The sequence below is a fragment of the Roseateles sp. genome, assembly GCF_049240545.1.
Classification (GTDB): domain Bacteria; phylum Pseudomonadota; class Gammaproteobacteria; order Burkholderiales; family Burkholderiaceae_C; genus Paucibacter_A.
In genome coordinates, this window is record NZ_JBMLSK010000087.1 from 22,011 (window position 1) to 36,582 (window position 14,572).

General features: G+C 62.1%; 13 protein-coding genes. 3 read left to right on the top strand and 10 right to left on the bottom strand.

Annotated features, from left to right (window positions below; genetic code table 11):
- Positions 1-8: 8 nt before the first annotated feature.
- From ACOVRJ_RS05965 to ACOVRJ_RS05995, 7 genes are all read right to left on the bottom strand, one after another.
- Positions 9-1,631: a response regulator gene (locus ACOVRJ_RS05965; protein WP_422042975.1), complete on the bottom strand. Its 1,623-nt coding sequence runs from the start codon at positions 1,629-1,631 to the stop codon at positions 9-11.
- Between the two features lie 208 nt (positions 1,632-1,839).
- The gene (gene dnaJ, locus ACOVRJ_RS05970) at positions 1,840-2,988 is read right to left on the bottom strand and encodes a molecular chaperone DnaJ (RefSeq protein ID WP_422042976.1); all 1,149 of its coding nucleotides are present in this window, start codon (positions 2,986-2,988) and stop codon (positions 1,840-1,842) included.
- A 129-nt stretch (positions 2,989-3,117) separates the two neighbouring features.
- Positions 3,118-5,070: a molecular chaperone DnaK gene (gene dnaK / locus ACOVRJ_RS05975; RefSeq protein WP_422042977.1), complete on the bottom strand. Its 1,953-nt coding sequence runs from the start codon at positions 5,068-5,070 to the stop codon at positions 3,118-3,120.
- 127 nt (positions 5,071-5,197) lie between these two features.
- Positions 5,198-5,713 (bottom strand): nucleotide exchange factor GrpE, encoded by a 516-nt coding sequence (gene grpE / locus ACOVRJ_RS05980; RefSeq protein ID WP_422042978.1) that lies wholly within the window; start codon positions 5,711-5,713, stop codon positions 5,198-5,200.
- 90 nt (positions 5,714-5,803) lie between these two features.
- Positions 5,804-6,253 carry an RNA-binding S4 domain-containing protein gene (locus ACOVRJ_RS05985; protein WP_422042979.1) on the bottom strand — a complete coding sequence of 150 codons (450 nt, stop codon included), beginning with the start codon at positions 6,251-6,253 and terminating at the stop codon, positions 5,804-5,806.
- Positions 6,254-6,278: 25 nt separating this feature from the next.
- A complete protein-coding gene (locus ACOVRJ_RS05990) occupies positions 6,279-7,700 on the bottom strand; it encodes a sensor histidine kinase (RefSeq protein ID WP_422042987.1) in 1,422 nt (473 codons plus the stop codon).
- A gap of 47 nt (positions 7,701-7,747) precedes the next feature.
- Positions 7,748-8,434, bottom strand: a complete 687-nt coding sequence (locus ACOVRJ_RS05995) for a response regulator transcription factor (RefSeq protein ID WP_422042980.1) — start codon at positions 8,432-8,434, stop codon at positions 7,748-7,750.
- Between the two features lie 101 nt (positions 8,435-8,535).
- On the opposite strand from ACOVRJ_RS05995, the gene ACOVRJ_RS06000 reads away from it, so the two are divergent.
- Genes ACOVRJ_RS06000 through ACOVRJ_RS06010 form a run of 3 tightly spaced genes read left to right on the top strand, consistent with a single transcriptional unit; the run spans position 8,536 to position 11,543 of the window.
- On the top strand, positions 8,536-9,495 hold the full coding sequence (locus ACOVRJ_RS06000) for a Bug family tripartite tricarboxylate transporter substrate binding protein (RefSeq protein ID WP_422042981.1): 960 nt from the start codon (positions 8,536-8,538) through the stop codon (positions 9,493-9,495).
- A gap of 1 nt (position 9,496) precedes the next feature.
- The gene (locus ACOVRJ_RS06005; RefSeq protein ID WP_422042982.1) at positions 9,497-10,009 is read left to right on the top strand and encodes a tripartite tricarboxylate transporter TctB family protein; all 513 of its coding nucleotides are present in this window, start codon (positions 9,497-9,499) and stop codon (positions 10,007-10,009) included.
- 10 nt (positions 10,010-10,019) lie between these two features.
- The gene (locus ACOVRJ_RS06010) at positions 10,020-11,543 is read left to right on the top strand and encodes a tripartite tricarboxylate transporter permease (protein WP_422042983.1); all 1,524 of its coding nucleotides are present in this window, start codon (positions 10,020-10,022) and stop codon (positions 11,541-11,543) included.
- Positions 11,544-11,586: 43 nt separating this feature from the next.
- Here the strand turns inward: ACOVRJ_RS06010 and hemH are convergent, their stop codons facing one another.
- From hemH to ACOVRJ_RS06025, 3 genes are all read right to left on the bottom strand, one after another.
- Complete coding sequence (hemH, locus tag ACOVRJ_RS06015; protein ID WP_422042984.1) at positions 11,587-12,681, bottom strand: ferrochelatase; 1,095 nt, start codon at positions 12,679-12,681, stop codon at positions 11,587-11,589.
- 38 nt (positions 12,682-12,719) lie between these two features.
- Positions 12,720-13,688 carry an adenylate/guanylate cyclase domain-containing protein gene (locus ACOVRJ_RS06020; RefSeq protein ID WP_422042985.1) on the bottom strand — a complete coding sequence of 323 codons (969 nt, stop codon included), beginning with the start codon at positions 13,686-13,688 and terminating at the stop codon, positions 12,720-12,722.
- Positions 13,689-13,961: 273 nt separating this feature from the next.
- Positions 13,962-14,572, bottom strand: a 611-nt coding sequence (locus ACOVRJ_RS06025) for a sigma-70 family RNA polymerase sigma factor (RefSeq protein WP_422042986.1), incomplete at its 5' end; no start/stop codon positions are given.

Sequence of the window (14,572 nt, forward strand, 5' to 3'; positions counted from 1 at the left end):
CGCCAGGCTTAAACACGCAAGGCAATGCTGCCGGCCGCGCGGTTGCGGTTGATGCTTGCGCCCAGCGGCACCACATAGCGGTTTTGCAGTTGCGAGATTTGCTCCGACAACTCGTCCGCGTCCTCGATTTTGTCGGTGTGCCGCTTGAGCACCAGGCTGGCCATATCGATCAGTTTGGCGTTGCGCGTGGCTTCGCCTTGCTGGATCAGCAACTCAACCCCCGTGCGCGCCGTGCCGCGCATCGAGTGGCGCATGGCCGTCTCGGCAATGCCGAAGATGCTGGCATGGCAGTTGCGCAGTTCTTCCGCCACCATTTCGTTGCCCTCGCACATGGCGATCAACACTTCGGTGCTGGATTTGGTGGTGCAAAAACGCAGGCCAATCTGCTTGACCAATTGCCCCATTTCTTCCAGCTCGATCATGGCGGCCAAACGCACCCACAGGGCCAACAAAAGACTGGCGGCTTCAAAGTCGAAGTCCTCCTGCTCCATGGCTTGGCGGCTGAACTGGCGGGTTAGTTCCAGAGCGTCGGCCACCCGCTTGTCGGCCATGAAGCGCAGGCCTTGCATCACCTTGTCGAAACGTTGCAGGCGCTTGGAGTTCGGGTGCCGGTCCAACTCATTGAACATGGTGTCTTGCGCGTACTTGAGGCCCTTGCTGTCCTTGTTATCAAAGCGCATCAGAGCGATCAAGATCAGGCTCAACATATCGAAGAGCTTGGAGCGCAGACCCTGGGCCATGGCGCGCTCCAGCATGCGCATGGCTTCCTCGCGCTGGCCGGCGTAAAAGGCCAAGCTGCCGGCCCGTTGGGCGCGCAAGAGGCAGCCCGGTGTCAGATTGACGGCGGTGCGGTAGGTGGCGAGCGCGGCTTCAATCTCGCCTTGCTCCATTTGGACCCGGCCCATCACATCGTAGGAGTCTGCATGGTCGGGAATGTCGCCGATCAAGGTTTCCAAGGTGCGCCGGGCGGCTGTCAAATTGCCGGCGCTGAGTTCGGTGCGCGCCACGCCCAGCCGTGCCCAAGGCACGGTCTTGGCTTCGATGATGGCGTCATAGAGCTTGCGGGCGTCATCAAACCGATTCAAGCGCAGCAGCAGTTCGGCGCCGATGCGGGCCGCGTAGAGCCAGAACTGCGCGCGAGCTTCAAAACGCTTCAGGCAATGGCCGGCGGCGGTTTCGAAGTCTTGCTTCTCGATGGCTTCAAAAATGTCCTTCAGCACCCGCTTGCGGTGGCGCGCACTGGCCAGCCGATCGGCCAAGGACGTGGTGGTGTAGGGTTTGACGAGATAAGCGTCGAGCGCGGCCTCTGCGGCTTCGGCCACCTTGGCATATGAGGCTTCACCGGTGACCATCACAAACACGGTGGAGTAGGGCAGCAATTGCTCGCGGCGCAATTCGTCCAGCAGGTCTTGCCCCGACATTTCAGTGCCGTCGAAGTGGTAGTCGCACAACACGATGTCGTAGGCCTTGTGCTCCAGGATCACCCGCGCGTCATTGATGCGCGTGGCTTGGCGGACATGGGCGACACCGAGGTCGCGCAGCTGCGCCGCCATCAAGCTACGCGAGGTGGCATTGCTGTCGATCACCAGAGCGCTGGCCTGCTGAATCTCAGCATCCATCATCGTCGCCATTGCCGCTCCAAACAGGGTCTTGTCATGTCTCGCCGGGGTCCTAGGGGAGGAGGGAAAGAGGGGGCCTCTCTTCCGGCATATCGACCATAGTGCGGCAAAGCTTTAAGTTCTGCACTTCAAGTGTTTGATTCAAGACGCAAAAGCGTGAAAAAAAGCGCCAGAACCGGCTCGGTTGTGGCGCTTTTTCTGAGGGAGCGAGGGACGTCGCTTACTTGAAGATGTCCTTGACCCGATCGGTCCAGCTCTTGGCATTGGGCGAGTGGCGCTCGCCGCCATCGCGGAAGCTCTTGTCCAACTCCTTCATCAGCTTGCGCTGGTGCTCGGTCAGCTTGACCGGCGTTTCCACGCTGATGTGGCAGTAGAGGTCGCCGGGGTAGCTGGAGCGCACGCCCTTGATGCCCTTGCCGCGCAGGCGGAAGGTCTTGCCGTGCTGGGTGCCTTCGGGCAATTCGATCTCGGCCTTGCCACCCAACGTCGGTACTTCGATGCTGCCGCCCAGGGTGGCCGTGGTCAGGCCCACCGGCATGGTGCAGTGCAGGTCGTCGCCGTCGCGCTCGAAGATCTCGTGCTGCTTGATGCGGATCTCGATGTAGAGGTCGCCCGCTGGGCCGCCGTTGACGCCGGGCTCACCATTGCCGGCCGAGCGGATGCGCATGCCTTCGTTGATGCCGGCCGGGATCTTGACTTCCAGCGTCTTGCTCTTCTTGACCTTGCCCTGGCCGTTACAGGCGGTGCAGGGGTCGGGAATGATCTTGCCGGTGCCGTGGCAGTGCGGGCAGGTTTGCTGCACCGAGAAGAAGCCCTGGCGCATATGCACCGTGCCCGAGCCATTGCAAGAACCGCAGGTCTTGGCACTGGTGCCGGGTTTGGCGCCGGAGCCGCCGCAGGTTTCGCAACCTTCCCAGCTGGGAATGCGGATCTGCGACTCTTTGCCGCGCGCGGCTTCTTCCAGCGTGATCTCCATGGCGTAAGACAGATCGCTGCCGCGGTAGACCTGCTGGCCGCCGCCACGACGTCCCGCGCCACCGGCGCCGCCATTGAAGATGTCGCCAAAGATGTCGCCAAAGGCCTCGGCGAAACCGCCGAAACCTTCCGCGCCAGGGCCGCCGCGGCCGCCCATATTCGGGTCCACACCGGCGTGGCCGTACTGGTCATAGGCCGCGCGCTTTTGCGCGTCAGACAGCATCTCGTAGGCCTCTTTGACCTCCTTGAACTGCTCCTCGGCCTTCTTCGCACCCTCGCCTTGGTTGCGGTCGGGGTGGAACTTCATGGCCAGCTTGCGGTAGGCCTTTTTGATCTCGTCCTCGTTGGCGCTTTTGGCCAGGCCGAGAACTTCGTAATAGTCACGCTTTGCCATGGGCGGGGTCCGTGCTTGTCAAAACAACAGCGCCGCGTCGAGCTTGGGAGGCTTCACAAAACCTCTTGGCTGCGGCGCGGCGGCGAAACGCGGCCGGATCTTTACTTCAATCCGGCGCGCCTGAAGGACTTACTTGCTGTCCTTAACTTCCTTGAACTCGGCGTCGACGACGTTGTCGTCCGCAGGCTTGGCCGATGCTTGAGCGGCTTGCGGCTGCTCGGCGCCGCCTGCTGCAGCACCGGCTGCGGCTTGGGCGGCTTGCGACTCGGCATACACCTTCTCGCCCAGCTTCTGGCTGGCGGTCATCAGCGCTTCGGTCTTGGCTTCGATATCGGCCTTGTCGTCGCCCTTGATGGCTTCTTCGGCGTCCTTCAAGGCGGCTTCGATCTTTTCCTTTTCGCCGGCTTCGAGCTTGTCGCCATGCTCACCCAGGCTCTTGCGCACCGAGTGGATCATGCCGTCAGCCTGGTTGCGGGCTTGCACCAGCTCGACCTTCTTCTTGTCTTCGCCGGCGTTGGCTTCGGCGTCCTTGACCATCTTTTCGATCTCGGCTTCAGACAGACCGGAGTTGGCCTTGATGGTGATCTTGTTTTCCTTGCCGGTGCCCTTGTCCTTGGCGCCGACGTGCAAGATGCCGTTGGCGTCGATGTCGAAGGACACTTCGATCTGCGGTGTGCCGCGCGGTGCCGGTGGGATGCCTTCCAGATTGAACTCGCCCAGGCTCTTGTTGCCGGAGGCCAGCTCACGCTCGCCTTGGTAGACCTTGATGGTCACAGCCGGCTGGTTGTCGTCGGCGGTGGAGAAGGTCTGGCTGAACTTGGTCGGGATGGTCGTGTTCTTGGCGATCATCTTGGTCATCACGCCGCCCAGGGTTTCGATGCCCAGCGACAGCGGGGTCACGTCCAGCAGCAGCACGTCCTTGCGCTCACCGCCCAGCACCTGGCCTTGAATCGCTGCGCCCACGGCCACGGCTTCGTCCGGGTTCACGTCGCGACGTGGCTCCTTGCCGAAGAATTCCTTGACCTTGTCTTGCACCTTGGGCATGCGGGTCATGCCGCCGACCAGGATCACGTCATCGATGGCGCTGACGGCCACGCCAGCGTCCTTGATCGCAGTGCGGCAAGGAGCGATGGTGCGCTCAATCAGCTCGTCCACCAGCGACTCCAGCTTGGCGCGTGTCAGCTTGACGTTCAAGTGCTTGGGGCCGGTCGCGTCAGCGGTGATGTAAGGCAGGTTGACGTCGGTCTGGGCCGAGTTCGACAGCTCGATCTTGGCCTTTTCAGCGGCTTCCTTCAGACGCTGCAGCGCCAGCACGTCCTTGGTCAGGTCGACGCCTTGTTCTTTCTTGAACTCGGCCACGATGTAGTCAATGATGCGCTGGTCGAAGTCTTCACCGCCCAGGAAGGTGTCGCCGTTGGTCGACAGCACTTCGAATTGCATTTCGCCGTCCACATCAGCGATTTCGATGATGGACACGTCGAAAGTGCCGCCGCCCAAGTCATACACAGCGATCTTGCGGTCGCCCTTGCCATGCTTGTCCAGACCGAAGGCCAGGGCCGCAGCGGTCGGCTCGTTGATGATGCGCTTGACGTCCAGACCCGCGATGCGGCCGGCATCCTTGGTGGCTTGACGCTGAGCGTCGTTGAAGTAAGCGGGCACCGTGATGACGGCTTCGCTCACCTCTTCACCGAGGTAGTCCTCGGCGGTCTTCTTCATCTTGCGCAGGATTTCGGCCGAGACTTGCGGAGGCGCCAACTTCTTGCCGCGCACTTCCACCCAAGCGTCGCCGTTGTCGGCAGCAGCGATGGTGTAAGGCATCAGGTCGATGTCCTTTTGCACTTCCTTCTCGCTGAACTTGCGGCCGATCAGGCGCTTCACCGCGTACAAGGTGTTCTTGGGGTTGGTGACGGCCTGGCGCTTGGCCGAGGCACCGACCAGGATCTCGCCATCTTCTTGGTAAGCAATGATGGACGGGGTGGTGCGAGCGCCTTCGGCGTTCTCAATCACGCGTGTCGAGTTGCCTTCCATGACGGCCACGCACGAGTTGGTGGTGCCCAAGTCAATACCGATGATCTTTCCCATATTCTTTCTCCTGAAGATTTGTCTGTGACCGGCGGGGCTCCGCGCTTGCTTGACCGCCGCGGCCGTTCAAAAACTGATGCTTATAAGCTGTGGATAACTTCGAGGCTTTCAAGCCCCGGTCGTTAAATTATTTCGGCGCGGTGACCGTCACCAAGGCGGGGCGCAGCACGCGCTCGGCGATGGAATAGCCTTTTTGCAGCACCATCACCACGGTGTTGGGCTCTTGCTCGGCCGGCACCACCGAGATGGCTTGGTGCTGATGCGGGTCGAACTTGGTGCCGGCGGCCGGGTTGATTTCCACGACCTTGTTGCGCTCCAGGGCGGAGGCCAGTTGGCGCTTGGTGGCGTGCACGCCTTCCAAAACGGTTTCAACCTTGGCGTCGGGCAGGGCGATCGCGGCTTCCATGCTGTCCATCACCGGCAGCATCGATTCGGCAAAAGACTCCACCGCAAATTTGCGGGCCTTGGCCATTTCTTCTTCCGAGCGGCGGCGGATGTTCTCAACTTCGGCCTTGGCGCGCAGGTAAGCGTCCGACATTTCCGCCAAACGGGCTTCCGTTTCGGCCAATTTGTCGACCGCTGGTGCGGCTGCGACCTCGTCGGGGATGTTTGGCTCTTGGGGTGGGGTATTGGATTGGGTCATGATGCAAAAAGAAGCAATGGCGCCCATATGAGCGCCATACCTGGGATTTCAAGAGGGCTTTTCGGAAGGATTGATGCGGAAATCCGTGAATTAGTCGGTATCGGCGGCGGCCGACCAGCGATTCCAGTCCGCCAGGCGGCGCCGGTCCTGCTTGGTGGGTCGGCCCTGAGCCAGGCTGTGCGCCGGCTCGGGTGCCAGGCGGCGCGCTTCGCTGAGTTTTTCGCGAAGCGCAAAGTTCTCCGGCGTTTCCTCGTACAGCGCTTGCGCCTGCGGGGCCGGGCCGCGGATATGGCTCAGGCCCCGCACCCAGACTTCGCGGGGCACATCGCCTTGGCGAAACTTTAGCAAGTCACCCAGCTTCAGCTCCCGCGAAGCCTTGGCGACTTGGCCGTTGACCTGCACCCGGCCGTGACCAATATCCTCGGCCGCCAGCGAGCGGGTTTTGTAAAACCGCGCGGCCCATAGCCATTTGTCGAGGCGCAATCCAGCGTCCTGCGTCTCTGGCTTGGACTTGGGGTTCGCGGCTTTGGCGGATTTCATCGAGCGTGATTTTCCAGGATTCGGCTCATGGCGCGCCAACTTCGGGGTCACGCCCCGGCCCAGCGGCGCTCAAGGGCAAGTCGACGATGGCGTTCAAGCCCTCCATCTGAGCCCCATGGACCCGGTTTTCAAGGGCAATTTTCCCGCCCAGTGATTGCACGATGCCTTGGCAGATGGCCAGTCCCAAGCCCGAGCCCTGGCTGCCCGGCCCGGTGGCAAAAGGCAGAAATAGCCGGGCTTGCTGCGCGGCCGAGATGCCGGGGCCGGTGTCGGCAATCAGCAGCCGCGCCCAGGCGTCTGTTTTGCTGAGCGTGATGTGCAGGCTGCCGCCGCTGGGGCTGTGGGAGATCGCGTTGTGCAGCAAATTCCGGGTCAGCTCGCGCAAGGCCCAGGCATGGCTGTCGACCCAGGCGGCTTCGGTTTCGATGTCGAAATCCAGGTGATGGTCGGCAATCAAGGGGGCGAGGTCGAGTGCCACGTCGCGCGTCAGGGCGGCCCAGTCCTGGGTGGGGAGGGGCTCCAACTCTTGGTGCAACTGCTCCACCTTGGCTAGGGCCAGCATTTGATTGGCGACCTGGGTGGCCCGGCCGACGGTCTGGTCAATCTCCGCCAAGGCTTGCATCGCATCTACATCGCCAAGGCGTGCCGATTGCACCTGCAACTTCAAGACCGCCAACGGTGTTTTCAACTGGTGAGAGGCGTCGCGCACAAAGCGCTTTTGCGACTCCAGCAGATGGGACAGTCGCTCCACCACTTGATTGGTGGCTTCCACCAGCGGCTGCCATTCACGCGGGGCGTCGGGCGCTTGAACTGGGGATAAATCATCTTCCTTGCGTTCCAGCAGTTGTTTGCTCAAGCGCCGGACCGGTGCCGTGGCTCTTTGCACCACGACGATGACGACGCCGCCGATCACCAGCACCAGCAAGACTTGACGCCAGACCGTTTCCAGCAGAATTTGGTGCGCCAAGGTTCGGCGTAACTCCAGGGTTTCGGCGACTTGAATGGTGGCCATGCCCTGACCACCGGCCCCAGCGACCGGTTGCAGCAGCACGGCCATACGCACCGGCTCGCCGCGAAACTCCGCGTCATAGAAAGTCACCAAGGCGGCGTAAGGGCCTTGGTTGGGAAGCTGTCCCTGCCAGGCAGGCAGATCCTCAAAGCCTGACACCATTTCGCCCGCGAAGCCGCTGACGCGGTAGTAGATGCGGCTGCGGTTGTCGGCCTCAAAAGGCTCCAGGGCCGAATAGCTGAGCTTGGCCAGCAACTGAGGGGGGCTGCCATCGCCATTCTTGCCGCTGACACTGATCTCCAGCAGTTCGCCGATGGATTTGGCGGTGGCCAGCAAGGTGCGGTCGTAGGCGGTGTCGGCGGCTTGCAGGGCTTGGCGGTAGAGGCTCACCGTGTTGAAGCCGATCAGCACCACCACCGGCAGCAAGATGCCGACCATCAATTGCCAGCGCAATGAGTTGGCCTGAGTTGGCTCGGGCGCTCGCTTCACGCCGGCGCCTTCAGTAAATAGCCCAGTCCTCGCAAGCTGACCAGCTGAGCGCCCGTTGCTGCGATGCGTTTGCGTAGCCGGTAGGCCACCACCTCAATGGCCTCCAATTGAACCTCGGTATCGCCGGGAAAAACCAGGTCGAAGAGACGCTCTTTGGCAAGTGCATGCCCGGGCCGGGCCAGCAAGGCGCGCAACAGAGCGCCTTCTCGCGGCGTCAACTCCAGCAATTGCTCCTGGTGGTAAACCGCGCCGCTGTCAGGATCCACCCGCATGCCGCAAAACACCGTTGCCGATGCGGGCGATGCAAATGGCGCTTGCCCGCCGCCGGCTCGGCGACCCAGGGCTTGCACCCGGGCCATCAGTTCGTCCAGATCAAAAGGTTTGGGCAGATAGTCGTCGGCCCCGACATTGAGGCCCAGGATGCGGTCGCCCACAGTGCCTCGGGCGGTCAAGATCAGCACCGGCGTGCTCAAGCCCGCCTTGCGAGCCTGGGCCAATACGTCCAGTCCATCGATATGGGGCAGGCTCAGGTCCAAGAGCACCACATCCGGCAGGCTGGACTGCCAGCGCTGCAGGGCCAAGGCCCCGTCGGCGCAGGTCACCACCTGCAGGCCGCGGCGCTCGAAGCTGCGCGTCAGGCTCAGCTGCATGGCGGGGTCATCTTCGATCAAGAGCAGTTTCATGGGCACGAGCTTAGCGGGTTTGCCCTAGGGCTTTGGACAGCGAACTGACAGGCTGGATGGCGACGATAGCGAGGCAGATCAACAAAACAGGAGACAAGCCCATGCGTCGCGATACCTTTTTGAAGTCCCTCGCTGCTCTCGCTGCTGCGGGCACGCTGCCATTGTCGGCCCAAGCCAACGCCAATTTGAAGATGATGATCCCGGCCAACCCCGGTGGCGGCTGGGACACCACCGGCCGCGCTTTGGGCAAGGCCTTGCAAGACGCCGGCCTGGCGTCTTCGGTGCAATTCGAAAACAAGGGCGGCGCGGCCGGCGCCATCGGCTTGGCGCAGTTTGTCAATGCTGCCAAGGGCGACCCGAATGCCTTGATGGTGATGGGCGCGGTGATGCTGGGCGGCATCATCACCGGCAAGCCGCCGGTCAATCTGAGCCAGGCCACGCCGATTGCACGCCTAACCACCGAGTACAACGTCTTTGTGCTGCCGGCCAATTCGCCGCTGAAGACCATGAAGGATGTGGTCGATCAGATGAAGAAAGACCCCGGCAGCGTCAAATGGGGCGGCGGCTCGCGCGGTTCGACCGAGCATATTGCTGCCGCCATGATTGCGCGTGCCAGCGGGGTGGATGCCGCCAAGATCAACTATGTGCCTTTCCGTGGCGGTGGTGAGGCCACGGCCGCCATCTTGGGCGGCAATGTCACCGTCGGCGGCAGCGGTTACTCCGAGTTCGCGCAGTACATCGAAAGCGGCAAGATGCGTCCGATTGCGGTCACGTCCGAGCAGCGCTTGAAGGGCGTCAACGTGCCCACTTTGCGCGAGTTGGGCATTGATGTGGTGATTGGCAACTGGCGCGGTGTTTATGCCGCCCCGGGCATCAGTGCCGTACAACAAAAGGCCCTGACCGACATGATCACGGCTGTGTTCCGCAACAAGTCGTGGATTGAGTCATTGGAAAAGAATGGCTGGACGCCTGCGCTGCTGACCGGCAAGGCCTTTGCTGACTTCGTCGATCAGGAGTTCGCCATGCTGCGCGCCATCATGGTCAAGTCTGGGATGATTTGAGATGGCGGCTCATTCCTCGGCGCAGCGCCACCAGACCTGGGTCGGTGCTGGCGCTTTGCTGATCGGCGCGGTCATGGCCTGGGGCGCCACCTTCATCTCTTCGGATGCGGGCTATGCGGGCATCGGCCCCAATGCCATGCCCTGGTTGGTGAGTGTGGTGCTGATGGTTTGCGGCACTTGGCTGATCTGGGAAGCTCGTACCGGCGGCTATCGTGAGATGGAGGCGGCTTCGGGCGCTTCTGCGGCCGATTGGCGCGCCGCTGCGTTTGTGATCGCTGGCGTGGCGCTCAACGCCGCCTTGATCACCGTGATCGGCTTTGTGCTGGCCTGTGCCCTGTGTTTTGGCCTGGCGGTGCGCGGTTTGCGCATGGCCGAAGGCCGCCCGGGCGGCAATCTGCGTCAAAGCCTGCTGGACGGCTTGACCGGCTTGATCATTGCCGCGCCGGTGTTCTGGCTTTTCACCAAGTTGCTGGCCATCAATCTGCCTGGTTTGACCACGTCCGGTTGGCTCTGAAAGACACTCCATGGAACTCTGGAACCAATTGCTGGGTGGCTTTGCCACGGCCGGCACGCCGATCAATTTGCTCTGGGCTTTTCTGGGCTGTGTGATTGGCACGGGCATCGGCGTGCTGCCGGGGCTGGGCCCAGCGGTGACGGTGGCGATGCTGCTGCCCATCACCTCGCAGGTCGACCCGACGGCCTCGATGATCTTCTTTGCCGGCATCTACTACGGCGCCATGTATGGCGGCTCCACCACCTCCATCTTGCTGAACACCCCCGGTGAGACCGGCACCATGGTGACGGCGCTGGAGGGTTTCAAGATGGCCAAGAGCGGCCGGGCTGGTGCGGCCTTGGCCACCTCGGCGATCGGCTCTTTTGTGGCTGGCACCGTGGCCACTGTGCTGGTGACGCTCTTCGCTCCGGTGATGGCCGAGTTCGCGGTGACCCTAGGCCCCCCCGAGTATTTCTGCCTCATGTTGTTAGCCTTCACCACCGTCAGCGCGGTCTTGGGCAAGAGCACCTTGCGCGGCATAACGGCGCTATTCATCGGCTTGGCGATGGGCTTGGTGGGCATGGATCAGATCACCGCTCAGGTCCGCTACACCGCAGGTGTCCCAGAATTCATGGACGGCATCGAGGTCGTGCTGGTGGCCGTGGGTTTGTTTGCGGTGGGGGAGACGCTGTACAACGTCTTGTACGAAGGCCGCAGCACCCAAGAGATCAACAAGATGAGCTCGGTGCACATGACCCGCAGCGAATGGCGGCGTTCTTGGCCGGCTTGGCTGCGTGGCACGGCGATTGGCTTTCCCTTCGGCACCATTCCCGCCGGGGGCTCGGAGATTCCGACCTTCCTGAGCTATGCCGCCGAGCGCAAGTTGTCCAAGCACAAAGAGGAGTTCGGCACGACCGGCGCGATCGAGGGGGTGGCTGGGCCTGAGGCCGCCAACAACTCGGCGGTCACGGCCACCTTGGTGCCGCTGCTGACCTTGGGGATCCCGACCTCGGTGACGGCAGCGATCTTGCTGTCGGCTTTGCAGAACTATGGCATCCAGGCCGGGCCGCAGCTGTTCCAAACCTCGTCGACCCTGGTGTGGGCGCTGATCGCTTCGCTGTACATCGGCAATGTGATGCTCTTGGTGCTGAATCTGCCCTTGGTGGGCCTGTGGGTCAAGCTCTTGAAGATCCCCAAACCTCAGCTCTACGCCGGCATCTTGATCTTTGCGACCGTTGGGGTCTACGGCATGCGCCAGAGCTCCTTCGATCTGTTCTTGATGCTCTTGATCGGCCTTTTGGGCGTGGTGATGCGGCGCTTTGACTTCCCGACGGCGCCGGTGGTGGTGGGCATGATCTTGGGCCCGATTGCCGAGGCACAGTTCCGCAATGCGCTGTCGATTGGCGAAGGGCACTGGGGTGTGTTCCTGCATCGCCCCATGTCGGTGGGCTTGCTGGTGATCGTTGCCTTGGTGCTGATTTTGCCGCGTGCCTGGCCTTGGGTGGTGCGCTGGCGTGAGGTGCGGCTGGCCGCTCAGCGCAACGCCGCCCACTGAGGCGGCGGGCGTTGCAGCGAGGTGCTCTGCGCGGCAGAGCCTTTCAGTTGCTAGCGCCGAGGGCTAAAGCGCGCTCGCGCTGACTCTGAAGTTCAGCGGCAGACTGTGCCGCGCCTTGTGTAGGCCAGCCTTGCAGATGACGCTCGGCCAGGGCGGTCAGGGCGCGCATGCCGGCTGGGCTGTCGTTCAAGCAGGGGATGTAGCTGAAGTGGCTCCCGCCGGCATGCAAGAAGGCCTCGCGCGCTTCCATATTGATTTCTTCCAGCGTTTCCAGACAGTCCGCGCTGAAGCCGGGGCAGATCACGGCCACGTTTTTGACGCCTTCATTGGCCAATTTTTTCAGCGTGGGCTCGGTGTAGGGCTCCAACCATTTGGCCTTGCCAAAGCGGCTTTGGAAGGTGACGACATAGTCGGTCTTTTGCAAGCCCAGCGCTTCGGCGAGCAGGCGCCCGGTCTTCAGGCATTCGCAGTGGTAGGGATCGCCCAAGGCCAGGGTGCGCGCGGGCATGCCATGAAAGCTCATCACCAGCCGCTCGGGCCGGCCATGTTCGGCCCAGTGGGCGCGCACGCTGTCGGCGAGTGCTGCGATGTACTGCGGGTCGTCGTGGTAACGGTTGATAAAACGCAGTTCAGGCAGATGGCGGGTCTTCAGTGTCCAATGGGCCACATCGTCCACCACACTGGCGGTGGTGGCGCCCGAGTACTGCGGATAGGCCGGCAGCACCAGAATGCGAGTGGCACCTTCGGCGCGCAAGGCATTCAAGGTGTCGGCAATTGAGGGTGAGCCATAGCGCATGGCATAACGCACCGTCACAGCGTGTCCGCGCTCACCCAGATAGCCTTGCAAGAGCTTGGACTGCTTTTCGGTCCAGACCTTCAGCGGCGAGCCCTCGGAGGTCCAGACGCTGGCGTACTTGGCGGCCGATTTGGCCGGGCGTACCCGCAAGATGATGCCGTGCAAGATCACCTTCCAGACGATGCGCGGGATTTCAACCACGCGCGGGTCGCTGAGGAATTGCGCCAAATAGCGGCGCAGCGCGGGCGCCGTCGGTGCATCGGGTGTGCCCAGATTGCAATAGAGCAGGGCGGTTTTGCTTGGGCTGCCGTGGGCGTAGGGGGCTTCGGGGCGGGTGCTCATTCTTCGAATTCTTTACTTCTTCTTGTTGTTGGCGCGGATCAGCCGCTGCGTGATCGGGTGTGCCCAAAGCCGAGCGGCTCGGTGTCCGCAAAGTGCAGCACCTCAAAGCTGACGGTAGGCGAGGTGGCGTCGATCGGTGGGCTGCCCAGGCCAATGACGCCGCGGCCATGCAAGGTGCAACTGCCTCGCTTCAGGCTGACGATGTCGCCGCTATTGCCAAAGCGCACATAGGTGCCGTTGTAGCTCAGGTCGGTGACCGAAAAGCTGCCGCCATGCCAGTCGATGCGGGCATGCGAGCGCGACACGCGCGCATCGGTGATGCAATAAGTTGCTTGCACACTCCGGCCCAAGATGATGGGCATGGTGACGATGTCGAAGACCCGGTCCAGATCCAGCCAGACCAGGCGGATGCCATCCGGTTCAATCGCTTGCTGGACTTCACCGAACTGGGTGGCGGCCACATCGCCTTGCATCGCTTGATCCAGCACGTGCACATGCACCGGCTCGGCGCGACCACGAATCGCAATCAGGTCGAGGCTGCGGAAACGCAGCTTTCTGTTGCTGGGCAGGCCAGCCAGGACTTCGGCCGTGATCAGCGTTTCATTGTCGCCCGCATGGTTCAGCAGGCGTGCGGCCACATTGACCGCATCGCCGAAACAGTCGCCATTCATCTCCACCACTTCGCCGCGTGCCAAGGCCACTTGCATGCGCAGCGCACGCAGACCCGGTGAGGCGCCATGTTGCTTGCCGCGTGCGACCACGCGTTCCAACAACTCGTGCATCAAGATGGCCGAATTCACGCCGTCACGCGGGGTTTCAAACACCGCCATCAAGCCGTCGCCCAAGGTCTTGATCAGCTTGCCTGAGCATTCTTCGACCGCTTGCCCGATCAGACCCACGGTATGCGTGACGACCGAGGTGGCCTCGGCATTGCCCAGCGTTTCGAAAAGCGCTGTGCTGCCGCGAAGATCGGCAAACAAAACAGTGCGTTCCCGGATTTGGGTCATGGCAAACGGCAAGGGCTTGGATTGTGAAATTGTTGGCAGTGTAGCCGCGGCTGAAGACCGTTTTGTGCTGTAAGGCCAAGCGGCGCGCGCAAATGAAAAAGGGGCTGGATTGCTCCAGCCCCTTTGTGTGCCTCGAGTCGGCGCCTAAGCGCCGACTGTTAGCTATTTTCCAATCAGAGATTGTCCAAATAGGTTCGCAACTTGTGCCTGCGGCGCAAGCTGCGATGCCGCTGCGCGGCAGCCCGCCTTAGCGGGCTACGTATCTCAACAAGCTTACAGGTTGTCCAGATACGTGCGCAGCTTGTCACTGCGGCTCGGGTGCTTGAGCTTGCGGATGGCCTTGGCTTCGATCTGGCGGATGCGCTCGCGGGTGACGTCGAACTGCTTGCCGACTTCCTCCAGCGTGTGGTCCGTGCTCATCTCGATGCCGAAGCGCATGCGCAGCACCTTGGCTTCGCGCGGGGTCAGGCTGTCGAGGATGTCCTTCACCACATCGCGCAGGCCGGCTTGCATCGCTGCTTCGATCGGCGCGGTGTTGTTGGTGTCCTCGATGAAATCGCCCAAGTGGCTGTCGTCATCGTCACCGATCGGCGTTTCCATGGAGATCGGCTCTTTGGCGATCTTCATGATCTTGCGGATCTTGTCCTCAGGGATCTCCATCTTCTCGGCCAGGGTCGGCGCATCCGGCTCGTAGCCGAACTCCTGCAGATGCTGGCGCGAGATGCGGTTCATCTTGTTGATCGTCTCGATCATGTGAACCGGGATACGGATGGTGCGGGCCTGGTCCGCGATCGAGCGCGTGATGGCCTGACGGATCCACCAGGTGGCGTAGGTCGAGAACTTGTAGCCGCGACGGTATTCGAACTTGTCCACCGCCTTCATCA

What these genes read in the sequence shown, in the direction of transcription:
- ACOVRJ_RS05965 (WP_422042975.1), bottom strand. Translation starts at nt 1,631, where the DNA reads ATGGCGACGATGATGGATGCTGAGATTCAGCAGGCCAGCGCTCTGGTG.
- dnaJ (WP_422042976.1), bottom strand. Translation starts at nt 2,988, where the DNA reads ATGGCAAAGCGTGACTATTACGAAGTTCTCGGCCTGGCCAAAAGCGCC.
- dnaK (WP_422042977.1), bottom strand. Translation starts at nt 5,070, where the DNA reads ATGGGAAAGATCATCGGTATTGACTTGGGCACCACCAACTCGTGCGTG.
- grpE (WP_422042978.1), bottom strand. Translation starts at nt 5,713, where the DNA reads ATGACCCAATCCAATACCCCACCCCAAGAGCCAAACATCCCCGACGAG.
- ACOVRJ_RS05985 (WP_422042979.1), bottom strand. Translation starts at nt 6,253, where the DNA reads ATGAAATCCGCCAAAGCCGCGAACCCCAAGTCCAAGCCAGAGACGCAG.
- ACOVRJ_RS05990 (WP_422042987.1), bottom strand. Translation starts at nt 7,700, where the DNA reads ATGGTCGGCATCTTGCTGCCGGTGGTGGTGCTGATCGGCTTCAACACG.
- ACOVRJ_RS05995 (WP_422042980.1), bottom strand. Translation starts at nt 8,434, where the DNA reads ATGAAACTGCTCTTGATCGAAGATGACCCCGCCATGCAGCTGAGCCTG.
- ACOVRJ_RS06000 (WP_422042981.1), top strand. Translation starts at nt 8,536, where the DNA reads ATGCGTCGCGATACCTTTTTGAAGTCCCTCGCTGCTCTCGCTGCTGCG.
- ACOVRJ_RS06005 (WP_422042982.1), top strand. Translation starts at nt 9,497, where the DNA reads ATGGCGGCTCATTCCTCGGCGCAGCGCCACCAGACCTGGGTCGGTGCT.
- ACOVRJ_RS06010 (WP_422042983.1), top strand. Translation starts at nt 10,020, where the DNA reads ATGGAACTCTGGAACCAATTGCTGGGTGGCTTTGCCACGGCCGGCACG.
- hemH (WP_422042984.1), bottom strand. Translation starts at nt 12,681, where the DNA reads ATGAGCACCCGCCCCGAAGCCCCCTACGCCCACGGCAGCCCAAGCAAA.
- ACOVRJ_RS06020 (WP_422042985.1), bottom strand. Translation starts at nt 13,688, where the DNA reads ATGACCCAAATCCGGGAACGCACTGTTTTGTTTGCCGATCTTCGCGGC.